Source organism: Microbacterium sp. zg.Y909 (genome assembly GCF_024626565.1).
Window position 1 is genome coordinate 1 of the sequence record NZ_JANJFJ010000020.1, and the last position, 22405, is coordinate 22405.

Here is a 22405-nt window from a genome sequence, read left to right on the forward strand (position 1 = left end):
TTGCCCTTCTTGTCGCGGCGCGGCGTCCAGAACACGGTGGGCCGCTTCTCGGTGCGCACCTGCAAGCCGGTGCGGATGATCAGCACCATGAGGAAGGCGTTGAAGAAGTGCTGCCACCCCAGCCACGCAGGGAACCCGATGGGGGCGCCCTCGGGCAGGTGGTACTCGCCGGGGTAGGTGGCGAGGAACTCCTGCATGAACTCCAGGCTCAGGAACCACCGGACGAAGAAGACCGCCATCGCCGCGGCGACCAGCAGGGCGCCGCCGCCGACGATGACCACACCGGCCCACTGGCCGCGGGTGAACGGTCCGATGCGGCGGGGTTCGGGCTTCGGAGCCGGACGACGGGATGCCGCAGCACCCGGCCACACCGTGCGCGGCACGGTGAGCGGCGGGCGCGGTCCGGTAGCGACGGCGGTGGATGCCGCGGCAGCGGGCGCGGTGGATGCCGCGGCGGCGGCCGGGACGGTGGCGGATGCCGCGGGGACGGAGGCAGGTGCGACCGTTTCCGCCGGGGCCGCCGGGGCCTCGGCGGAAGCCGGGGCGGCCTCGGTCGGAGCACTCACCGCGCGAGGCTGCGCGGTGCCGGCGGGCGGCCAGGGGTCGCCTCCGGTGACTCGCGGCAGACCGCGGCGCAGCGGTACGGCATCGCCACCCGTAGCCGTCGTGGCCGCAGCAGCAGCAGCGGCGGGCGCGGCGGCTGGTGCGGGTGCAGGAGCCGCGCTCGCCTCGGTGGGCGCGACCGGGGTCGGTGCGGCCGCGGGTGCGGCCGCAGCCGGACCGGAGCCTGCAGGCGGCCAGGGCTCGCCACCCGGCACCCGCGGCAGGCCGCGGCGCAGCGTCGAGCCCGATCGGGCCGGTTCGCCGGTCGCGTCCAGCGGCTGAGCTGGCTGGGCGTCGGCAGTAGGTGCCGGCTGGGCGGGGGCGGACGCCACCGTGGGCACGGATTCGGCAGCGGGAGCCGCGGGCGCGGCGGGAACCGCAGCCGGGGCCGGGACCTCGGCCGCAGCAGAGGCACCGATACCCGCGTCGGAAGCTGCACCCGCGAGCGTCGCCGGAGCGTCACCGGCGGGCGGCCACGGCTCTCCCCCGGACACCCGCGGAAGGCCCCGGCGCACCGTTCGCCCGTATGTCGCCACGACTACTTGGCCTTGTTCGCCTCGAGCGCCGCGATCAGCTGCGGAACGACCTGGAAGAGGTCGCCCACCACGCCGAAGTCGGCGATGTCGAAGATCGGGGCGTCGGCGTCCTTGTTGATGGCGACGATGGTCTTGGCGGTCTGCATACCGGCCTTGTGCTGGATCGCACCGGAGATGCCGAGAGCGACATACAGCTGCGGCGACACCGACACTCCGGTCTGGCCGACCTGGTAGGAGTAGGGCACGTAGCCGGCATCCACCGCGGCGCGCGAGGCGCCGATGGCGGCACCGAGGGTGTCGGCGAGCTGCTCCACGAGCGCGAACTGCTCACCCGAGCCCAGCCCGCGGCCGCCCGAGACGACCTTGCCGGCACCGCGCAGTTCCGGCCGCGTCGAGGCGACGACGGCTTCCTCGAACGATTCGATGACGGCGGCGGGCGCTCCCGAGGGGGTGACCTGAAGCGCCGTGACGGCCGGCGAGGCGACGGCCTCGGCGCGGGCGTCGACGGCGCCCTGGCGCACCGTGATGACGTAGGCGCCGAAGGTAGGCGCCGAGGTGACGTTGTACGCACCGCCGTAGACGGAGTGCTGAGCCAACACGCCCTCATCGTCGCGGGCGACGCCCACGGCGTCGACTGAGAGCGCGCGCTTCGTGCGGGCGGCGAACCGTCCGGCGATGTCGCGGCCCTCGATGGAGTTGGAGATGAGCACGGCGTCCGGCTGCACCAGGTCGGCGGCGGCGGCGAGAGCATCCACGAGCGGCACGGTCAGCGCGGTGTCGGCGCCGCCGAGGTCGGCCACGAGCACCGCCTGTGCGCCGAGCGCACCGGCAGCTGCGGCCAGCTCGTCGTGGCGCTCGGCGCCGGCGACGATCACGGCGACGGGGGTTCCCACCGATGCGGCGGCTCCGAGCAGGCCGGCGGCGGACTTGGCCAGCTTGCCGCTGGGCAGCACGTCGAGGTGGACGAGGATCGAATCTGCAGCGAAGTCAGTCATGATGCGATGCCCCTCACGCCAGCCGGTTGTCGATGAGGAACGCCGCGAGCTTCTCGCCCGCATCGCCCTCGTCTGTGATCTTCACGCCCGCCGAACGCGGCGGCTTCTCGCTCACCGCGGTCATGATCGACCGGGCGACGGTGTCGACACCGGCATCCACACCGAGGTCGGCCAGCGAGACCGTCTCGAACGGCTTCTTCTTCGCCGCCATAATGCCCTTGAAGTTCGGGAAGCGGGCGTCGGGGAGAGCCTCGGTCACCGAGATGACGGCGGGCAGTGGGGCGGTGACGCGGGCGGTGCCGGCGTCGGTCACGCGCGTGCCCGAAACGGATCCCTCGGAGATCTCGACGGCGGCGAGGGCGGTCGCGTGCGGCACCCCCAGGTGCTCGGCGATCATCGCACCGATGACACCGCCGGAGCCGTCGGTGGACTGGTTGCCGGTGATCACGAGGTCGAAGCCCGCGCGCTTGACAGCAGCGGCCAGCACCTCGGCGGTGAGACCCAGGTCGGCACCGGCGAGGGCGTCGTCGACGATCTGCACAGCGGATGCCGCGCCCATCGCGAGCCCCTTGCGGATGGTCGCGACCGACGCCTCCGGCGCCATCGAGAGCACGACCACCTCGGTACCGGGGTTCTTGTCGGCGTAGCTCAGCGCGACTTCGAGGGACCGCTCGCCGATCTCATCGAGCACCCGCTCACCGGCATCGCGGTCCGCCAACCCGGTCTCGAGGTTCAGCTTGCGGTCACCGTAGGTGTCCGGAACCTCTTTCACCAGCACGACAATCTTCATTGACTCTCCTCACGCCTCGGTCGATTCTATACAATTCCCACGCACGCCGATGACCGGCCTCGACTCGGGTGCCGGGGCGGGGCGGCGCGCTCAGAAGACGACGACCGGCACCGGCAGTACTGCGCGCGAGTCGCCGTGCGCGGCGCCCCCCGAGAAGGACACCCGCAGCAGGTGCAGCCCGCGCGGGAGCGCCGGCAGCGCCACGGAGACCTTCCCCAGAGCGGAAGCGGGGACGTCCGCCGTGGCCAGCACCCGCCCACCGTCCGAGACGGTCACGGTCCCGACCGGCGCACTGCGGTCGGCGCTGGACACCCACGCGGTCACGGTGACCTTCTGGCCCGCCTTCACGAGCACCCGGTCCGCCACGGCAGCCACGGAGGTCGCGACCGGCTCACGCTCCACCAGCACAACGGCCGTGCGCGGCGGCACGGTGAGGGTGCCGGCTGCCGCGTCCCATGTCGTCGTCTTCACGACGGGGTCCGCACCGTTCGCCAGCGCGGGAGTGAGCGCGAACGCACGACCCGACAGCTCCGGGAGCGTCTGCGTGATCGGCTCGGGCGAGGCGTTGAACGCCACCAGCGCCCCCTCCAGCTCGGGGTCGACGTCCTCGCCGACCACGTCGTCGATCAGCATGACGAGGGCGCCAGGCGCGGCATCCGGACCACTGCCGGGGAACGACACCTTCTGCTGGATCAGCTCGGCCGAGCCCAGGCGCAGCAGCCCGACCTCCTCGCGCACGCGCAGCAGGTCGAGCGCCGCGGCCTCAGCCGCGGCGATGTCGGCGGCGGCGGGCTTGAGCGCCGGGTCGGCCAGCAGCGGCGCCATGATCGGCCACTTGTCCTCGTTGTCTGCGGCGCGCGGCAGACCCGAGCCGAACGTCGACTCCTGCCCGGTCCAGTCGATGCGGTTGAACCAGTCGCCGGAGTTGTAGCTGTTGCGGTCGAGCGACTTCGAGCGCAACAGCTCGGTGCCGGCGTGCCAGAACGACGGCGTCTGCGCGAAGGCGGTGGTCGCCAGCGACAGCGTGTTCATGCGCACCCGGTCGGCCATGGGCGTGTCGGCGGGGAGCTTCAGTACTGAAAGGTCGTAGAGCGTCTCGTTGTCGTGCGCGTCGACGTAGGTGATGATCTCTTCGGGCTGCTCCGCGTACCCGGCGGGGGCGCCGCGGTAGTCGAGCTCGTCACCGGCGCGCACGGTGCCGGTGGAGTCGGTAAGGGTGAAGTCCCGCAGGTTGCCCGCGAGCCCCAGCTTCACCAGGTCGGTCTGGTGCGCGAGGTCGGCCAGCGCCTGCTCGGGGGTGCCGTTGATCGGGTTGCCGTTCGGGTCGGTGCCGAGGCCCGTGCCGAAGCCCTGCTGCTGCACCGTCTCGCCTGCCACCGGGCTGCCGCCGTGCACGGCATCCCGCAGCCGGTCGCTGAAGGTGCCGATGCCGGTGCCGCCGAGGTTCCCCTGCCGCGCCTGCGGGAACAGGGCGTCATCGGCGACCTCGCCGAAGTTCCATCCCTCGCCGTAGAGGTAGACCTTCGACCCGTCGACGCCGTCCTTCTTCATCGTGAGCGCGTCCAGCGCATCGCGGACGGCCTGCATGTTCGCCGTCGAGTGGTGGCCCATGAGGTCGAACCGGAACCCGTCGACCTTGTAATCGCGCGCCCAGGTGACAACGGAATCGACCATCAGCTTCTCGGCCAGCTCGTGCTCGGTGGCGACGTTCTGGCAGCAGGTGGACGTCTCGACGCCGCCGGTGAGGTTCAGCCGGTGGTAGTAGCCGGGGACGACCCGGTCGAGCACCGACTTCTCCCCCTGACCCGACTGCGCGCTGTGGTTGAACACCTGGTCGAGCACGACCTGCATTCCCATGCCGTGAAGGGCGCCCACCATCTCGCGGAACTCGTGCACGCGGGCCCCACCCTCGGGGTCGACGGCGTACGAGCCCTCGGGAGCGGTGAAGTGGTACGGGTCGTAGCCCCAGTTGAAGCCGTCGGCGTCGGCGATCGCCTCGACGCACGCCTGCTGCTCGGTGGATGCCGGGCCGAACGACGCCAGGTCGCACGCGGGCTGCGCCTGCAGTGCGCGGTTCTCCTCGATCGTGGCGATGTCGAAGGTGGGGAGCAGGTGCACGGTGTTGATGCCGGCATCCGCCAGCTGCCGCAGCTGCTGGGTACCCGCACTGTCGCGGGTGAAGGCGCGGTAGGTGCCCCGCTCCGCCTCGGGCACCGACGTGTCGGTGAGGGAGAAGTCGCGCACGTGCAGCTCGTAGATCGCGCGGTCCACGGGGCGGTCGATCACGGGCGCCTTCGTGCGCTCCCAGGCCCGCGGGCGCCACTGTTTGTCGGCCAGGTCGATCGCGACCGACCGCACCGAGTTCGTCGTGAGCGCATGCGAGTACGGGTCGGTGACCAGGTTGGTCTCGATCGCCCCGGTCTCGGGGGCGTAGACGACGACCTCCCACAGGAACTCGTCGCCCTTGAGGCCGCGCTTGCCCGGCACCTCCCAGACACCGGATGCCGCATCGCGCGTCGCCTCATGACGCGTCGGCGTTCCTTCGTCGCGGGCGGTGTGGCCGGTGGGCCCGTCCCACGTCAGCAGGGTGACCGACTGCGCGGTGGGGGCCCACAGCCGGAAGGTGGGCTTGTTGCCGCGGAACGTCACGCCGAGGTCGGCGTCGGCGGCCGCGTCGGCGTAGAGGTCGTCGAGCACGCCCGGGATCTGCACGCCGGTCGCGGCGCTGAGCGCACCGTCGCCGCCCTGCTGCGACACCATCAGCTGACCGCGCAGCAGCTCGCCGGCGGCATCCGCATCGGGGAGCCGCAGCGCGACGAACCCGGCCAGCGCCGGGAACCGCTCGCGCTGCGCCTCGGTGAGGCCGCCCCCCACCCGCTCGAGGTCGATGCTCTCGCCGCCGGCGACCCCGTCGTCGGTGACGATCAGTGACGCGTCGGCTGCGGCGTGCAGCTGCCAGGTGGCATCCGCCGGGTCGGCGCCCAGGTCGGCCGGCCACGCGAGGGTCTCAGCGTCGATCCAGTGCGCGCGCGACTGGCCGACCCCGGCAAGCGGCGGGTCGGCGACGTCGATCTCGAGCACGTGGGTCGCCAGGGTGTAGCGGAAGACCACGGCGGTGCCCTCGGCGACGGTGAAGGCGTAGTTCGCGCCGCCCGGCGCGCCGCCGACACCGTAGTTCTCGTCCCAGCTGAGGCCGTGGGCGACCTTGATCTCGTAGGCGCCGGCGGGGATCGCATCGGTGGTGAATTCGTACACCCCGTCGCGGTCGGCGTCGGCCATGAGGGTCGCCAGGCACTCCGGCATCCAGTCGCCGGCGCAGCCGAGCTCGCTCTGGACGGAGCCGGGGAGGGTGACGATGGGGCCCTCGGCGCTGGACTGCACGATGTTGCTGCGCGGGTCGAAGTAGAACGAGATGGCGCCGCCGGGGTGCGAGATCGCGATGTTCGCGCCGTTCGCCACGCCACCGGCGCCGTAGTTGATGTCCCACGAGCCGTTGAGTGCGGCCTTGTACTCGTAGTCGCCGGCGGGCAGGTCGAACGTGCCGGCCCAGATGCCGTCGGCGCCGAGCGTCAGGTTCGCCGCTTCACAGCCGGGGGTCCAGTCGCCAGGGCAGCCGAGCTCGGAGTTGAGGCTGCCCGCGATGGTCACCATGTCGATCGGCTGCTCGGGCTCTTCGGGGACCTCGAGCGAGACGGCGTTGCCCACGGAGGCGTAGGTGGATGCCGCGGCGCGGTCGCCGCCGGCATCCGTCGCCACGGCGCGGTACTCCACGAGGGTGCCCGGGGCGAGGTCGCGGATGTCGTGGAAGACGCGCGGGCTGGTGCTCTCGGCGGTGCCGAGCGGCTGCCACTCGTCGGAACCGACCACGCGCCAGGCGAAGCTCGTCTCCTGCCAGGTGGTGTCGTCGACGTCGGCCGAGACGGCGACGGACCCGCTCAGTGCGGCGCCGGGCGTCGGGGCCGAGACGGTGATCTCGGGGCCACCGGCGGGATCGGTGACGGGGGCGTCGGCACGGTAGACGACGGCCGAAAGCGCCGGCACGGTGACCTCGGCCACGGCATCGGCGCCGCTCGTGACGGCGGTGTCGGTGCCGTAGAGCGGGGCGAAGGAAGCGTCGGCGGTGAGGGTCGGGATCTGCGCCGTCGCGGGTGCGGCGGTGTTGTTCAGCGCGACGAGGTACTCGACCTTCTCGTCGCGGTCGACGCGGGAGAACGCGTAGACGCCGGCGCCGTTGTCGGCGTGGCGCTCGATCTGCGCGCCGGTGACGAGGGCGGGGTGGTCTTCCCGCAGCTCGGCGAGGGTGGCGATGTGCGTGTAGATCGGTGCCGCCATGTCGTAACGGTCAACCGATCCGGCTACTTCGCCGGTGATCAGGTTCTGGTCGGTGTACTCGGGCACGGCGCTGGCGAACAGCGTCTGGCGGGCGCTCTTGTCGCCGCCGGGACCCGCGAAGCCCTGCTCGTCGCCGTAGTAGACCACGGGCTGCCCGCGGCCGAAGAACATCAGCTCGTGGGCGAGCAGATCGCGCTGCAGCGCGTCGGGGGCCGACTGCAGCAGGTAGCCGACGCGGCCCATGTCGTGGTTGCCGAGGAAGGTGGGGAGGGCCGTGGCAGAGGAATCCGGGGTCGTGTACCGGTCGTCGCCGGCGTACAGGGACTGCAGGCCGCGCGCACTGTTGCCGGCGGCGTAGCCGACCGCGGCGGACTGGAACGCGAAGTCGAGCACCGAGTTCATGTCGGTGTCGCGCACGTAGGGCGCGAGCTTGGCGGGGTCGGCGTCGTACACCTCGCCGAACATGAAGAAGCCGGGCTTGCCTGCGACCTCGCGGGCGTAGTCCAGCACCTCGGTGGACCACTGCTCCCAGAACTCCGGGTTCACGTGCTTGACGGTGTCGATGCGGAAGCCGTCGATGCCGAGGTCGATCCAGCCCTGGTAGACGTCGACGAAGCCCTCGACGACCGTGGGGTGCTCGGTCATGAGGTCGTCGAGCCCGTCGAAGTCGCCGAGCGTCACCGACTCGCCCTCCCAGACCGTGTTTCCGCGGTTGTGGTACAGCGTCGGGTCGTTCAGCCACGCGGGGGTCTTCGCGTCCTGCAGGGCGGGGTCCACGACCGGGGTGTACGGGAAGCTCGTGGCGGCGTCGAGGGCGGGGAAGTCGCCGGTACCGGCGTAGTCGGCGGGGTCGAAGGCGTTGCCCGCGGCATCGCGGTACGGCTCGGTCGCCGCGTCGACGTAGTCGTAGACGCCCTCTTCGTAGCCGATGACGTCGGCGGTGTGGTTGGTGATGATGTCGAAGTAGACCTTGATGTCCTGCGCGTGCGCCTCGGCGATGAGGGCCTCGAGTTCGGCGTTGGTGCCCAGGTGCGGGTCGATCTGCGTGAAGTCGGTGATCCAGTAGCCGTGGTAGCCGGCACTGGCATCCGCCCCTTCGCCCTGCACCGGCCGGTTGGCGAAGCTGGGGGTGAGCCAGATCGCCGTGGTGCCGAGGCCGGCGATGTAGTCGAGCTGGGAGCGGAGCCCCGCGATATCGCCGCCGTTGTAGAAGCCCTTGTCGGTCGGGTCGAAGCCGTGCGCGAAGCGGTCGCCCTCGATGCCGCCGGTGTCGTTGCCGGGGTCGCCGTTGGCGAACCGGTCGGTCATGACGAAGTAGAACTGCTCGGCGGAGCCGGGCTGACGCACCGGCGGGGCGACCAGGTCGCCGTCGATGTCTCCGTCGTAGTCGCCGCGGACGCTGAGCGCCTCGAGGCCCACACGGTGGGTGGTGTCGTCGAAGACGAAGCGCAGGGTCGCGGGGCCGTCGATGGTCAGCGGGATGTTGTCGGCGCCGCCGTCGAGCCCGTACGCCTCATCCCAGGTGTCGTCGACGGCGACCTTGTACTCGTAGCTGCCGGCGGGCACCTCGAACTCGGCCGCGAAGACGCCCGCCTCGTCGGTGGCCGCGAGCTCGGTCGCCGCGCAGTCGGGCTGCCAGTCGTCGGAGCATCCCAACTCGTTCTGCAGGCTGCCGACGAGGGCGAACGTGCGGTCGGCGGCGAGCGCCGGCGCCGCGGTGGCGACGACCGATCCGGTGAGGACCAGTGCCGCTGCGGCGAGGGATGCCAGCATGCGGCGGGCGCGGGAGGGGGGCGTCATTGGCACGGTCACTCCTGGAAAGCGGGTACGGCGATGTACCGGGGGATTCCACCGACGCTAGCAGCGGGTACCGACACGCTGCGGGCGGTTCCCGGCTGCGGACATGAGAGTCCGCTCATGTGGGCAGTGGTACTGAAGAAGTCTGATTGTCCTCCCTCTCCCTGCCATCGCGTAGCGGGATCGATGCGAATCGTCGATGGGCGCTACCTCTCGAGGCTCCAGGCGCGTCTTGCGCTCCGATCAGGGCTCGGTCCGGGCTTTTCATCCCATTCGCGTTTGAGATCACGAACAGTCGCTAGCATCACGCCCATGACGACGAAACGACGCATCACAGCCCTGTCCGCAGCTGTCCTCCTCGCCGGGTCGCTGATCGCGGTCCCTCCGGCCGCCTCCGCCGCGGCGCCCGCAGATCGCTCTGTCGCCGCCGTCTCGGTGAAGGCAGCCACGGCTCCGACGTGCGTGTCGGTGAAGACCGCCCGCACCAGCTGGCTGAGGATGAAGGCGACTGTCAAGAACAACTGCGCTTCCACAAAGCGCGTCAAGGTGGTGTGGGCGTTTGCGAACGACAGCGCCTGCATGACCATCGCCTCGGGTGCCACCAAGACGCACACGACGGGGAGCGGGGGGCGGTTCGACAGCCTCGTCAACTGCTGACGCACCGTATACGAAAAGCTCCGCCGCGACGCGGAGCCCCGGCGGAGGCCCGCCCCACCAGCTCGAACGGCAGCGGCGCCAGCGGCGTGGGCGCCTCGAGGGCCGCGTTGGTCAGGTCTGTCTCCAGCGGAGTTTGTAGATCTTCGGCGCGCGGGTACGCAGCACGACCGTGCGCGGACGCTCAACTCGATGCGAATCCCGTCGAGGGTGCCGGGTAGCCGGCGCCGGTCGGGATTCCGCGAAAGGGCGTCAAGCGACGTCGCGAGCACGAGTGCCCACTCGCGTCGTCGCAGACTCACTCGCGACGTCGAATACTCACTCGCGACCGCGAATACTCACTCGAGACCGCGAATACTCACTCGGCGGCGAGTTCGGCCTTCTTGCGGCGCCGCATCTCGTGCAGGATCGGTTCGGTGTATCCGTTGGGCTGCGCGGCGCCCTCGACGATCAGGCGGCGGGCGGACTCGAACGCGATTCCGCGGCCACGCCCCTCGTCGTCGAGCAGCGGCTCGTAGTCGGGGTCGCCGGCGTTCTGCGCGTCGACGACCGCCGCGAGCTTCTCGAGGCTGCGGTCGACGTCATCGGTGTCGATGACGTCGTGGGCCAGCCAGTTGGCGAGCAGCTGGCTCGAGATGCGGAGCGTGGCCCGGTCCTCCATCAGTGCGATGCCGTTGATGTCGGGGACCTTCGAGCATCCGACGCCCTGGTCGATCCACCGCACCACGTACCCGAGGATCGACTGCACATTGTTGTCGACCTCGGCCAGCACCGCGTCACGGCCCAGCGGCTCGGTCTGCAGCGGCGGGATCAGGATGTCGTCGATGCCGCGCGGGGGCCGCTCCGCGACGGTGCGCTGCACCTCGGCGACGTCGACCTGGTGGTAGTGCAGGGCGTGCAGAGTGGCCGCGGTGGGCGAGGGAACCCACGCCGTCGTGGCGCCGGAGCGCACCTGTGCGATCTTCTGCTCCAGCATGTCGTGCATGAGGTCGGGCATGGCCCACATCCCCTTGCCGATCTGGGCGCGGCCGATGAAACCGGCGCCGAGCCCGGCATCCACGTTGGCGTCCTCGTACGCGCCGAGGAACGGCTGCGCCTTGATGGCGGCCTTGGGCACCACCGGGCCGGCGTGCAGCGAGGTGTGGATCTCGTCGCCGGTGCGGTCGAGGAACCCGGTGTTGATGAAGACGATGCGGTCCGCTGCCTCGGCGATCGCCGCGCGCAGGTTGAGGGTGGTGCGCCGCTCCTCGTCCATGATGCCGGCCTTGAGGGTGTTCTCCGGCAGACCCAGCAGGCCCTCGACGCGGGAGAACAGCTCCACGGTGAAGGCGACCTCCGTCGGCCCGTGCATCTTCGGCTTCACGATGTACAGCGACCCGGTGCGGGAGTTCGTCCCCGCCCGATCGCCGCGCAGGTCGGGCAGCGCGCCGACGGCCGTCATGATCGCATCCAGGATGCCCTCGGGCACCGGCTCCCCCGCGGCATCCGTGATGGCGTCCGTCGTCATCAGGTGCCCCACGTTGCGCACGAGCAGCAGCGAACGGCCGGGAAGGGCGAACTCCGCACCGTCCGGCGCGGTGTAGCGGCGGTCGTCGTTCATCCGGCGGGTGAAGGCGCGGCCGTTCTTGACGAGCTCGGCGGTGAGCGTGCCGGTCACCAGCCCCTGCCAGTTGCGGTACCCGAGCGCCTTGTCGTCGGCGTCGACGGCGGCGACGGAGTCCTCGAGGTCCATGATCGTCGTCAGCGCCGACTCCACGACGATGTCATCGATGCCCGCCCGGTCGGTGGCGCCGATGCGCCCGGCGCGGTCGATCAGCACATCCAGGTGCAGGCCGTGGTGGCGCAGCAGCACCGACGAGGGCTGGGCCGCGTCGCCGGTGTACCCGGCGAAGGCGTCGGCATGCTGCAGAGCGGCATCCTCCCCCGCCACGGTCACCAGCAGGCGGCCGTCCTCGACGCGGTAGTTCTCCGCATCGGCGTGCGAGCCACGGGTGAGGGGCGCGACCTCGTCGAGCAGACGGCGGCCGTAGGCGATGACTGCGGCGCCGCGCTGCGGGTTGTACTCCGCGCCGGGCGCCAGCTCCCCTTCCTCGGGGATCGCGTCGGTGCCGTAGAGCGCGTCGTAGAGGGATCCCCAGCGTGCGTTGGCGGCGTTGACGGCGAAGCGCGCGTTCAGCAGCGGCACCACCAGCTGGGGGCCGGCCAGGGTTGCGATCTCGGGGTCGACGTTCTCGGTGCGGATGCCGAAGGGGGCCGGCTGCTCCAGGAGGTAGCCGATGCGTTCCAGGAACGCCCGGTACTCGACCGGGTCAGGCAGCCCCGGGTTGCTCCGGTGGTAGTCGTCGATCTGCGCCTGCAGCCGGTCGCGCTCGGCAAGCAGCTCGCGGTTTCGGGGCGTCAGGTCGCGCAGGAGCGCGCTGACGCCGGCCCAGAATCCGTCGGCATCCATCCCCTGTGCGGCGAGCGCCTCCTCGGCGAAGGCGAGGATCGGCGTCGCGACGCTCAGGTCGGCGCGCTGCTGTCGAGCGGTGCTCGTGGTGTCCATGGCGACTCTGCCTCTCGGTGGGGATTGCCGTCGAAGCTACCAGGTTCGCCTCGCTCTGTGGAATGCTTATTCCACAGAGCGGAATGGACGTGGATTCGTGACGGAAAACAGCCCCGCACCGGGCGTGCAGTCGGTGGCCCGCACGCTCGATCTCCTGGAGACCCTCGCGATGCTCGGCGGCGAAGCCGGGGTCGGCGAGATCGCCGCGGCACTGTCGCTGCCGCCCGCGACGATCCACCGGCTGCTTCGCACCCTCGCCGCCCGCGGGTACGTCATGCAGCTGCCCTCCCGCCGGTACACGCTCGGCCCCGGCCTGATCCGGCTCGGCGAAGCCGCCACGCGGCGCCTGTCGGGCTGGGCGAAGCCGGCCCTGGTCGCCCTCAGCGAGGCGACGCAGGAGAGCGCGAACTTCGCCGTCCTCGACGGCGACATGGCCACCTACGTCGCGCAGGCGCCCTCGAAGCACCAGATGCGCATGTTCACCGAGGTCGGGCGGCGGGTCTTCCCACACGCCACCGGCGTGGGCAAGGCGCTGCTCGCGCAGCTGCCCGACGCCGACGTGCTGGCCCTCGTCCGGCGGACGGGGATGCCGGAGTTCACCGACACCACGCTGCGCACCGAGGAGGACCTGCTCTCCGACCTGCGGGTGATACGCGAGCGCGGTTACGCGATCGACGAGGGCGAGCAGGAGGTCGGCGTGCGGTGCTTCGCCGTGGCAGTGCCGGGCATGGCTTTGCCGGCGGCCGTGTCGATCTCGGGCCCGGAGGTGCGGGTGACGCTGGAGTCCGCGCCCGCCGCGGTGCGGTCATTGCGCGAGGCGGTCGCCACGCTGCGCACCGCCGTGCCCGGCTGAGCGCGGGGCGCAGCCGGGCACGGGCAGGTGGGCGATGCGCCGCCTCAGCTCGCCGCTTCCTCCGCGCGCTGCAGCGCCTCGACCTCTGCGGCATCCGGAACGTAGCCGTCGATGTGGCGCTCGTCGGGACCGTTGTAATCCGACAGCGGGCGGATCAGGGCATTGGCCGCCTGCTGCTCCATCACGTGCGCGGTCCAGCCGGTCACCCGCGCCGCGATGAACAGCGGTGTGAAGGTGAGGGTGTCGAAGCCCATCAGGCTGTAGGCCGGGCCCGACGGATAGTCGAGGTTCGGGTAGATGCCCTTGCGGCCGACGAACTCGGACTCGAGCGCGTCGTAGAGCGCGGCGACGTCGGGTCGGTCGTAGTGGGCGACGAGGGTGTCCAGCGCCGCCTTCATGGTCGGCACGCGCGAGTCGCCGCGCTTGTACACGCGGTGCCCGAACCCCATGATCTTGCGCTTGGCCGCGAGGGCCTCGTCGAGCCACGGGACGACGTTGTCGGCATCGCCGATCTCGGTGAAGATGTGCAGCACGGCCTCGTTCGCGCCGCCGTGCAGCGGTCCCTTGAGCGCGCCGATGGCGCCGACCACGGCCGAGTACAGGTCGCTGAGGGTCGACGTGATGACCCGACCGGTGAAGGTCGAGGCGTTGAACGAGTGCTCGGCGTAGAGGACCATCGAACGGTTGAACGCGTCGGCCACCACCGCATGCGGCTCCTCGCCGAACGTCATCCAGAGGAAGTTGGCGGCGTAATCGAGGTCCTCGCGCGGCTCGACGAGCTGCTCGCCGCGGCGGCGGCGCTGCCCGTAGGCGACGACGGCCGGCAGCACGGCGAAGAGGCGGATGCTGCGGTCGAGGTTCTCGGCCGGGGTTCCTGCGGCATCGAGCACGTTGTCCATACCGGCAGTGTCGATCGCGCCGATGAGGCTGACGACCGTGCGCACCTCGTCCATCGGGTGGGCCTCCAGCGGCACCGCGTCGATGAGGGCCTTCACCGCGGGCGACAGCGCCCGGTTGGCCCGCTCGACCGCACGCAGCTCCGCGAGCTGCTCATCGGTGGGCAGCTCGCCGTTCCACAGCAGGTAGGCGACCGCTTCGAACGGCTGCGTGGCCGCGAGCTCCTGCACCGGGTATCCCCGGTACATGAGGCTGTTGATCTCGGGGTCGACCTTGGAGATCGCGGTCACGTCGGCGACGACGCCCGCGAGGCCCTTTTTGATGTCGGTGGTCATCGCACGCTCATTTCTCGATGTCGAAGTTGAAGACGTTGGTGTCGAAGTGGTTGTACGACTCGTAGTCGAGCAGGTCGTACAGGTCGGCGCGGTGCTGCATCTCCCCCAGCTTGCCGGTGAGGTGCCCCTCGGCGCTCAGCGTATCCAGCGCGCGCCCCGCGGCGCCCATCGCGATGCGCAGGAGCGACACCGGCCAGATCACGATGTTCACGCCGACGTCGCGCAGCTGGTCGACCGAGAACAGGTCGCTCTTTCCGAACTCGGTCATGTTGGCCAGGATCGGCACGTCCACGGCGGCACGCACTGCGGCGAACTCCTCGAGGGTACGCATCGCCTCCGGGAAGATGGCGTCGGCGCCGGCGTCGACGAGGGCCCTGGCCCGATCGATCGCGGCATCCAGCCCGTCCACGGCGCGGATATCGGTGCGCGCCATGATGAGGAAGTTCGGGTCGCGGCGGGCGTCGGCGGCGGCGCGGATGCGCTTGATCGCGGTGTCCTGGTCGACGACCGCCTTGCCGTCGAGGTGGCCGCACCGCTTGGGGTTCACCTGGTCCTCGATGTGAGCCCCGGCGATGCCGGCATCCTCGAGGGTCTGGATCGTGCGGGCGACGTTCATGGGCTCGCCGAACCCGGTGTCGGCGTCGATGATCGCCGGCAGGTCGGTCATGCGGGCGATCTGCTGCCCGCGCCCTGCGACCTCGGTGAGGGTCGTCAGCCCGATGTCGGGCAAGCCGAGATCGGCCGAGAGCACCGCGCCCGAGATGTAGACGCCCTCGAACCCCTTCTGCTGGATGAGGCGCGCCGACAGCGGGTTGAACGCCCCGGGAAAGCGCAGCAGCTCACCCGTGGCGAGGCGCTCGCGGAACAGTCGCCGCTTGTCGGCGGGGGTCACGGTCGAATACAGCATCAGTGGTCTCCTCTCGGGCGTGCACAACGTCGCCGATCCATCGCGCGGGAAGCGCCACCGGCCGATTCCGGCCCGCGACCCCACCCGATCGGCGACGTTGTGCGCGACGCCATGTCTAGAACAGGCCCTTCGGCGCCGGAGCCGCGAGCAGCAGGCCCGGCTTCGCAACGATCGAGAGCTGTCGCACCTCATCGGCGGTGAGCTCGGGCAGGCGCTGGGCAAGATCCAGGAACCGCTCGATCTCGGCGGGCTCGAGCACCGGCTCGGCGAGGATCCGGAACTTGCGGATGTAGTCCTCGCGCGCGAACGGGCGCGCCCCCAGGGGGTGCGCGTCGGCGACGGCGATCTCCTCCTCGATGACGCGACCGTCGGTCAGTCGGATCTCGACGCGACCGCCGAACGCCTTCTCTGCGGGGTCCTCGGAGTGGTAGCGGCGGGTCCACTCGGCATCCTCGGCCGTGGTGATCTTGTGCCAGAGCGCCACGGTGTCGGGCCTGGCCGCGCGGTCGGGCGCGTAGGAGTCGACGTGGTGCCAGCCCCCGTCCTGCAGCGCGACGGCGAAGATGTACGGGATCGAGTGGTCCAGCGTCTCGCGGGATGCCGTCGGGTCGTACTTCTGCGGGTCGTTGGCGCCCGAGCCGATGACGTAGTGGGTGTGGTGCGAGGTGTGCAGCACGATCGACTCGACGTTGGCCGGGTCGGTGGCCTCCGGGTGCTCGCCGTGCAGCTTGCGCGCCAGGTCGATCCACGCCTGCGCCTGGTACTCGGCCGAGTGCTCCTTCGTGTACGAGTCGAGGATCGCGCGCTTGGGCTCACCCACGGCGGGCAGCGGCACGTCGTACGACGCGTCGGGGCCGTCGAGCATCCAGGCGACGACACCGTCCTCGCCTTCGTAGATGGGCGACGGGGAGGTCTCGCCGCGCATCGCGCGGTCGACGGCTTCGACGGCCATCTTGCCGGCGAAAGCGGGGGCGTGCGCCTTCCAGGTGGAGATCTCGCCCTTGCGCGACTGGCGGGTCGCGGTGGTGGTGTGCAGCGCCTGACCGACCGCCTGGTAGATCGTCTCGGTGGAAAGACCGAGCAGCGTGCCGATGCCGGCGGCGGCCGAGGGGCCGAGGTGGGCGACGTGGTCGATCTTGTGCTTGTGCAGGCAGATGGCCCGCACCAGGTCGATCTGGATCTCGTAGCCGGTGGCGATGCCGCGCACGAGCGCGTCGCCGTCGGCGCCGACGTGCTGCGCCACGGCGAGGATCGGCGGGATGTTGTCGCCGGGGTGGGAGTAATCGGCGGCGAGGAACGTGTCGTGGTAGTCCAGCTCCCGCACGGCGACGCCGTTGGCCCAGGCCGCCCACTCGGGGCTCGTGCGGCGCTCGAGGGCGCAGCCGAACACCGTGGCGCCGGTGCCGCCGACCGAGACGGCGTGGTCGAGGGCCTGCTGGCGTGCGGCGCTGACGGGGGCGCGGGTGAGGGAGGCTGCGGCGACGGCGGCGTTGTCGATCACGCGGTTGATGATCATGTCGACCACCTCGGGCTCGACGGGCACCGGGTCGGTGGCAACCTCGGCGATGTGCCAGGCGAGCTGCCCCTCGCGGGGCAGGTCCTCGTCGCTGCGGTGGACGCGCAGGTGGTGCGTGATGGTCATGGGTGTCCTTTCTCAGAACGTGACGGGGCGCGCGGCGGAGCCGTCGTCGAGCGACGTCAGGATGCTCGCGAGCGCGTTGTGCAGGTGGATGTGCGTGGCGTGGGCGGCCAGTTCCGCGTCGCCGTCGGCGATCGCGGCGGCGATCAGCCGGTGCTCGGCGACGGATGCCGCAAGGCGGTCGGGGTTGTCGCGGGCGAGGCGCCGCACGCGCACGAGGTGCGTGCGGACGGTCCTCAGCGCGGCGGTGAAGTAGTCGTTGGCCACGGCGGTGTCGACCTCTGCGTCGAGCTGTGCGATGAGGGCGTAGTAGGCGTCGGGCCCGCCGGGGGCGGCGAGGTCGACGTCGGCGAACCGCTCGACGAAGCGGGCGAAGACGGCGCGGTCGCCGCGGCGGGCTGCGAGGGCGGCGGCGGTCTCTTCCAGGGCACGTCGCAATTCGAACAGCGCCCGGATGTCGCCCGGCTCCACGTCGGTGACCACCGTCACGCGCGGGGACTGCTGCGTGACCAGGCCGTCGGCGGTCAGGCGGCGCAGCGCTTCGCGCAAGGGAGTGCGGCTCACCCCGAGCCGGGCGGCCTGCTCGACCTCGCCGAGCACGGTGCCGGCGGGGAGTGCGCCCGACTGGATCTCGGCGAGCAGAGTCGCATAAGCGCGTTCGCCCGCGCGCCCCTGGGTCGCTCCGTCGGTAACCATCGGCATCAGTGTATACATAAACCCCGCCCAGCGGCGGTCCTGTCCCGCTAGCACGGAATTGCGTATACATCGCTCAACCACTGGGGCTGCACAGCTGCCCGGGTGAGGGGATCTGCCCGGATGAGGGCGGATCCCCGCATACGCTCCTCAACCCGGCAGATCTCCTCATCCCGGCCGGCCGGGCGGGGCCAGAGCGGCGCGAGGCCGCTGCAGGCACCGGCGCAGCCGCGGGCGGGGCCGGCGCGCGGGCGGGCGCGGCCCTACGCCCCGGCGCCCCGCAGGCGGGTGGCCAACGCCTCGAGCGCGGGGCGCTGCCCCTTCACGAGCCGGTCGGCCGCAAGACTCAGCCCCACCCAACCCGCGCGGTCGACCTCGGGGAACCGCGCCGTCTTGCCCGAGCGGGGCGGCCACGGCATCTCGAACTCCCCGAAGACGAAGTCGTCCGCGGTCGCCGTGAACCCGCCGCCGTCGGCGACGAACACCGTGACCCGCTTGCCCGACGAGTACGGGTAGGTGCCCAGCTCGGCGTACGGACCTTCGGGCGGGTCGACTCCCAGCTCCTCACGGAACTCGCGCTGTGCGGCATCCAGTGCCGACTCGGCGTCGGGGTCGTACTCGCCCTTGGGGATCGACCACGCGCCGGTCTCCTTGCCCGCCCAGTACGGACCGCCCATGTGGGCGATCAGCACCTCGGGCCCGCCGTCGGCGAGCCGGTAGAGCAGGAGACCGGCGCTGTGGACGGGCATCAGGCCGGGCGGGACTTCGGCGAGACCTCGTAGGTGTTCTCGGGGTCGGTCTCGGCCACGCCCGAAAGGGCGTCGTCGATGGCGGTCATCGTGTCGGCGTCGAGCGTGACACCCGAGGCCTTGACGGTGTCCTCGAGCTGCTCGGGGCGCGAGGCCCCCACGAGGGCGGCGGCGACGTTGGGGTTCTGCAGCACCCACGCGATCGCGAGCTGCGGCATCGACAGGCCGGCCTGCTCGGCCACGGGCTTGAGCTTCTGCACCGCGGTGAGCACCTCGTCGTTCATGAAGCGCTTGATGAACGTCGCGCCGCTCTTGTCGTCGGTCGCGCGCGACCCCTCGGGAAGCGGCTGACCGGGCAGGTACTTGCCGCTGAGCACGCCCTGCGCCATCGGCGACCAGACGATCTGCGAGATGCCGAGCTCTTCGGATGCCGGGATCACCTTGCCCTCGATGACGCGCCACAGCGCGGAGTACTGGGGCTGGTTGGAGACGAGCTGCACGCCCAGGTCCTTCGCGAGGGCGTGGCCTTCGCGAAGCTGCTCGGCGGTCCACTCCGAGACGCCGATGTAGAGCACCTTGCCCTGACGGACGATGTCGGCGAAGGCCTGCATCGTCTCTTCGAGCGGGGTCTCGTAGTCGTACCGGTGCGCCTGGTACAGGTCGACGTAGTCGACGCCGAGGCGCTTGAGCGACCCGTGGATGCCGTCGAAGATGTGCTTGCGGCTGAGGCCGACGTCGTTGGGGCCCTTGCGGCCGATGGGCCAGTAGACCTTCGTGAAGATCTCGACCGACTCGCGCGGCTGGCCCTTCAGCGCCTCACCCAGCACCTCTTCGGCGGCGGTGTTGGCGTAGGTGTCCGCCGTGTCGAACGAGGTGATGCCGAGGTCGAGGGCCTTGTGCACCGTGGCGATCGCCGCCTCGTTGCCAACCTGCGAGGCGTGGGTGATCCAGTTGCCGTAGGTGATTTCCGAGACCTTGAAACCAGAGTTGCCGAGATAGCGATAGTTGACCATGGGAAAACGTTACCCGCGTTCTCGGCGAGGCAGGGCCGACATGGACATCCTCCCTCGGCCCGTGTACGCGCCGGGACCTCAGGCCTCGACCGGCATGTCCTCTGCGGCGCGCTCGTCATCCTCGGTGGCCACGAGCTGACCGCACGCGCCGTCGATCTCCTTGCCGCGGGTGTCGCGGAGTGTCGTCGGCACGCCGGCGTCGTTGAGACGGCGGACGAACTCGTCCTGCACGTCCTTGTCGGACGAGGTCCAGATCGACCCGGGCGTCGGGTTGAGCGGAATCGGGTTCACGTGCACCCATCCGCGGCCGCGCGCATTGAGCTTCTCGGCCAGCAGATCGGCCCGCCAGGCGTGGTCGTTCATGTCCTTGATGAGCGCGTACTCGATCGATACACGGCGACCGGTCTTGTCGAAGTACTCGCGGGCGGCATCGAGCGCCTCGTCGACCTTCCAGCGGGAGTTCACCGGGATGAGCTCGTCGCGCAGGTGGTCGTCGGGGGCGTGCAGCGACAGGGCGAACGTCACCGGGATGTCCTCGTCGGCGAGCTTGCGGATCGCCGGCACCAGCCCGACGGTCGAGACCGTGACGCCGCGGGCGCTCATGCCCAGGCCGTGCTTCTTGTCGACCATCGTGCGGACGGCCTGCATGACGCGGTTGTAGTTGGCGAGGGGCTCACCCATGCCCATGAAGACGATGTTGGTGACGCGCTCACCCTCGTGACCCACCTTGCGGGGGTCGCCGAGTCCGCCCTCGGCGATGAGGCGGTTGGCCCGCACGACCTGGTCGACGATCTCGGCGGCCGACATGTTGCGGGTCAGCCCCGCCTGGCCGGTGGCGCAGAACGGGCAGTTCATGCCGCAGCCGGCCTGGCTCGACACGCACAGCGTGATGCGGCCGGGGTAGCGCATGAGCACCGACTCGACGAGGGCACCGTCGTGCAGCTTCCACAGGAACTTGATCGTGTCGCCCTTGTCGGTCTCCAGGCGCCGCACCTCGGTCAGCAGCGGCGGCAGCATGCCGTGTACGAGCTCCTCGCGACCGGCGGCGGGGAGGTCGGTCATGTGGGCAGGGTCGGCGGTGTAGTGCGTGAAGTAGTGCTTCTCGAGCTGTGCGGCGCGGAAGCCCGGCATCCCGAGCTCCTTCACCTTCTCGACGCGCTGCTCGGGCGTGAGGTCGGCGAGGTGCACCGGCGGCTTGCCGCGCTTGGGGCTCGCGAACTGCAGCAGCGGGCGGCCCTCGGCATCCTTCTGCTGGGACCAGCCCTCGGTCGCCGGGCGTACCTGCCGCGGTTTGGTGGCGCGCACGGGGGAGGAATCGGTCATGTTCCCAGGGTACGGGAGGCGCGCTGAGCGAGCGCTGGTGGCGCTACCACACCGCGGCGGGGCGCGGGAGGGCTGGAACGCCCTGCGGCGGCGCGGATACCGTGACGGGGTGAGCGACGAGTCGATCAGAATCCGCGACATCCGCCCCGAGGATGCCGGCGAGGTGCTGACCCTGCAGCGCGCGGCGTTCGTCAGCGAGGCACTCATCTACGGCGACCCCGACATGCCGCCGCTGACGCAGACCCTCGAGGAGGTGCAGGCGGAGCTGGTGGACAACCTCGGCTGCGTCGCTCTCGACGACGCCCGCATCGTGGGCGCCGTGCGTGCCCGACGCGACGGCGAACTGCTGCTGATCGGGCGCATCGCGATCGCCCCCGACCAGCAGGGGCGCGGCATCGGCACGAAGCTGCTGACGGCGGTCGAGCGGCGCGGGCGGCATGCCGGTGCTCGGACGGCCGAACTCTTCACGGGGTCGCTCAGCGAGGCGAACCTGCGGCTTTACGAGCGCGAGGGCTACACCGAGTCGGAGCGGGTCCCCGGCGACGGGAGCGACCAGGTCTTCCTGCAGAAGCCGCTGGCCTGAGCAGGCCCGGGCCCCGCCCCGGCCCGGCGGCCGATCGCCCGCCCGGCGTTCGCCTGTCGGCCGATCGCCCGCCCGGGGTTCGCCTGTCGCGGATCGCGGTTTCCCACGCGGCGAAACGACAGAACGCGACAGGCGAGCGAGGGCCGGACGACGGCGACGGCGACGGCGGCGGCGCGGCACCCCTGGCTCGTGGGGGCCAGCGAGTCCCCGGCGCGGTCAGACCGCGGCGACGGCCGCGGTCGGCTCGGCCACGGCCACCGAGGCCGAGGGCGCGGCCTCTGGCTGCGCCGCGCGACGACGCGCCCCGACGAGCAGAAGCAGGATGCCGGCTGCCGCCCACCCGGCGAGGGTGAGCCCCGCGGCGAGACCGCCCGAGCCGCCGAAGTACGCCACCGACCGCACCAGCGTGCCGGTCGCCCCCGGCGGGAGCAGCTGCCCGGCCAGGCCGAGTCCGGAGGGCAACCAGGCGGCGCCCGTCGCGATGCCGGCCAGCGGGTTGCCGATGAACATCATCACCATGGCGCCGATCGTGAAGCCCTTGCCCCCGAAGGCTTCCTGCAGCCCCGCGAGGGCGAGCGCCAACGCGCCGATGCCGAGGGCCATCGCGCCGGCGACCGGCCAGAACGCCGCGGCGGCGATGCTGCCGAACGAGAAGGCGAGGATTCCGGCGACGATCGCCCCGCCGATGACGGAGAAGGTCGCGATGCCGGCGACCGCCCAGCCGAGGTGGCGCGCGAACACCTTGCGGAAGGCCACAGCAGGCACGATCCCGCCGAACACGAGCGGGAACGCAAGCCCGCCGATGCCGATGCCGGTGGGATCCGCCTCGGGCAGCGGCACGACGTCGGTGACCGACACCGGGGCCCCCGCCGCCTGCCCGAGCCCCTGCGCGGCGGCGGTGACGGCACCGGAGATCGCGGGCGACGCGGCGCTCGCGACGTAGGCCGTCACTCCCGACCCGTCGACGCCGACACCGCCGGCGACCTCGCGTGCGGTGACGGCGGCGCGCAGGTCTGCATCCGACGCGTAGGTCACGACGTCATAGGCGCCGGGCGCGGCATCCGCCAGCCCTTCCTCCACCTGGGTCACGGCCGCGGGGGGGGGGGGGGCGCCGCGGGGCGCGGGCGGGGCGCCGCGGGGGGGCGCGGGGCGCACCACCAC

Annotated in this window: 15 protein-coding genes and 1 pseudogene; 3 read left to right on the top strand and 13 right to left on the bottom strand. The window is 71.3% G+C overall.

Annotated elements, in window-relative coordinates; genetic code table 11:
* From NQ160_RS03365 to pulA, 4 genes and pseudogenes are all read right to left on the bottom strand, one after another.
* Window positions 1-566: pseudogene (locus NQ160_RS03365) on the bottom strand (cytochrome b/b6 domain-containing protein); the annotation flags it as partial.
* Between the two features lie 575 nt (window positions 567-1141).
* Window positions 1142-2134, bottom strand: a complete 993-nt coding sequence (locus tag NQ160_RS03370; protein WP_257513830.1) for an electron transfer flavoprotein subunit alpha/FixB family protein — start codon at window positions 2132-2134, stop codon at window positions 1142-1144.
* Between the two features lie 13 nt (window positions 2135-2147).
* Window positions 2148-2924 carry an electron transfer flavoprotein subunit beta/FixA family protein gene (locus tag NQ160_RS03375; protein ID WP_257513831.1) on the bottom strand — a complete coding sequence of 259 codons (777 nt, stop codon included), beginning with the start codon at window positions 2922-2924 and terminating at the stop codon, window positions 2148-2150.
* A gap of 90 nt (window positions 2925-3014) precedes the next feature.
* Window positions 3015-9056, bottom strand: a complete 6042-nt coding sequence (pulA, locus tag NQ160_RS03380) for a pullulanase-type alpha-1,6-glucosidase (RefSeq protein ID WP_257513844.1) — start codon at window positions 9054-9056, stop codon at window positions 3015-3017.
* Window positions 9057-9365: 309 nt separating this feature from the next.
* On the opposite strand from pulA, the gene NQ160_RS03385 reads away from it, so the two are divergent.
* On the top strand, window positions 9366-9710 hold the full coding sequence (locus NQ160_RS03385; RefSeq protein WP_257513832.1) for a hypothetical protein: 345 nt from the start codon (window positions 9366-9368) through the stop codon (window positions 9708-9710).
* Window positions 9711-10065: 355 nt separating this feature from the next.
* Here NQ160_RS03385 and NQ160_RS03390 read toward each other — a convergent pair whose 3' ends face one another.
* Window positions 10066-12252 carry a malate synthase G gene (locus NQ160_RS03390; RefSeq protein WP_257513833.1) on the bottom strand — a complete coding sequence of 729 codons (2187 nt, stop codon included), beginning with the start codon at window positions 12250-12252 and terminating at the stop codon, window positions 10066-10068.
* A gap of 97 nt (window positions 12253-12349) precedes the next feature.
* Between NQ160_RS03390 and NQ160_RS03395 the strand changes: the two genes are divergently transcribed.
* On the top strand, window positions 12350-13105 hold the full coding sequence (locus NQ160_RS03395; protein WP_285178397.1) for an IclR family transcriptional regulator: 756 nt from the start codon (window positions 12350-12352) through the stop codon (window positions 13103-13105).
* 44 nt (window positions 13106-13149) lie between these two features.
* Here NQ160_RS03395 and NQ160_RS03400 read toward each other — a convergent pair whose 3' ends face one another.
* The 7 genes from NQ160_RS03400 to rlmN all read right to left on the bottom strand — a co-directional run bounded on the left by NQ160_RS03400 (window position 13150) and on the right by rlmN (window position 20661).
* Window positions 13150-14337, bottom strand: a complete 1188-nt coding sequence (locus tag NQ160_RS03400; RefSeq protein ID WP_257513835.1) for a bifunctional 2-methylcitrate synthase/citrate synthase — start codon at window positions 14335-14337, stop codon at window positions 13150-13152.
* A 7-nt stretch (window positions 14338-14344) separates the two neighbouring features.
* Complete coding sequence (prpB, locus tag NQ160_RS03405; protein ID WP_257513836.1) at window positions 14345-15244, bottom strand: methylisocitrate lyase; 900 nt, start codon at window positions 15242-15244, stop codon at window positions 14345-14347.
* A 115-nt stretch (window positions 15245-15359) separates the two neighbouring features.
* Complete coding sequence (locus tag NQ160_RS03410) at window positions 15360-16886, bottom strand: MmgE/PrpD family protein (RefSeq protein ID WP_257513837.1); 1527 nt, start codon at window positions 16884-16886, stop codon at window positions 15360-15362.
* A 12-nt stretch (window positions 16887-16898) separates the two neighbouring features.
* Window positions 16899-17579 (bottom strand): GntR family transcriptional regulator, encoded by a 681-nt coding sequence (locus tag NQ160_RS03415; RefSeq protein WP_257513838.1) that lies wholly within the window; start codon window positions 17577-17579, stop codon window positions 16899-16901.
* Window positions 17580-17839: 260 nt separating this feature from the next.
* On the bottom strand, window positions 17840-18325 hold the full coding sequence (locus NQ160_RS03420; RefSeq protein ID WP_257513839.1) for an NUDIX domain-containing protein: 486 nt from the start codon (window positions 18323-18325) through the stop codon (window positions 17840-17842).
* The gene (locus NQ160_RS03425) at window positions 18325-19338 is read right to left on the bottom strand and encodes an aldo/keto reductase family protein (RefSeq protein ID WP_257513840.1); all 1014 of its coding nucleotides are present in this window, start codon (window positions 19336-19338) and stop codon (window positions 18325-18327) included. The genes NQ160_RS03420 and NQ160_RS03425 overlap by 1 nt, the downstream gene beginning before the upstream one ends.
* Before the next feature lie 78 nt (window positions 19339-19416).
* On the bottom strand, window positions 19417-20661 hold the full coding sequence (gene rlmN, locus NQ160_RS03430) for a 23S rRNA (adenine(2503)-C(2))-methyltransferase RlmN (protein ID WP_257513841.1): 1245 nt from the start codon (window positions 20659-20661) through the stop codon (window positions 19417-19419).
* A 109-nt stretch (window positions 20662-20770) separates the two neighbouring features.
* Here rlmN and NQ160_RS03435 point away from each other — a divergent pair, with 109 nt between their 5' ends.
* Window positions 20771-21244, top strand: a complete 474-nt coding sequence (locus tag NQ160_RS03435; RefSeq protein WP_257513842.1) for a GNAT family N-acetyltransferase — start codon at window positions 20771-20773, stop codon at window positions 21242-21244.
* Window positions 21245-21460: 216 nt separating this feature from the next.
* Here the strand turns inward: NQ160_RS03435 and NQ160_RS03440 are convergent, their stop codons facing one another.
* Window positions 21461-22333, bottom strand: coding sequence for an ABC transporter ATP-binding protein (locus NQ160_RS03440; RefSeq protein ID WP_257513843.1), 873 nt, complete (start codon window positions 22331-22333; stop codon window positions 21461-21463).
* Window positions 22334-22405: the final 72 nt, after the last annotated feature.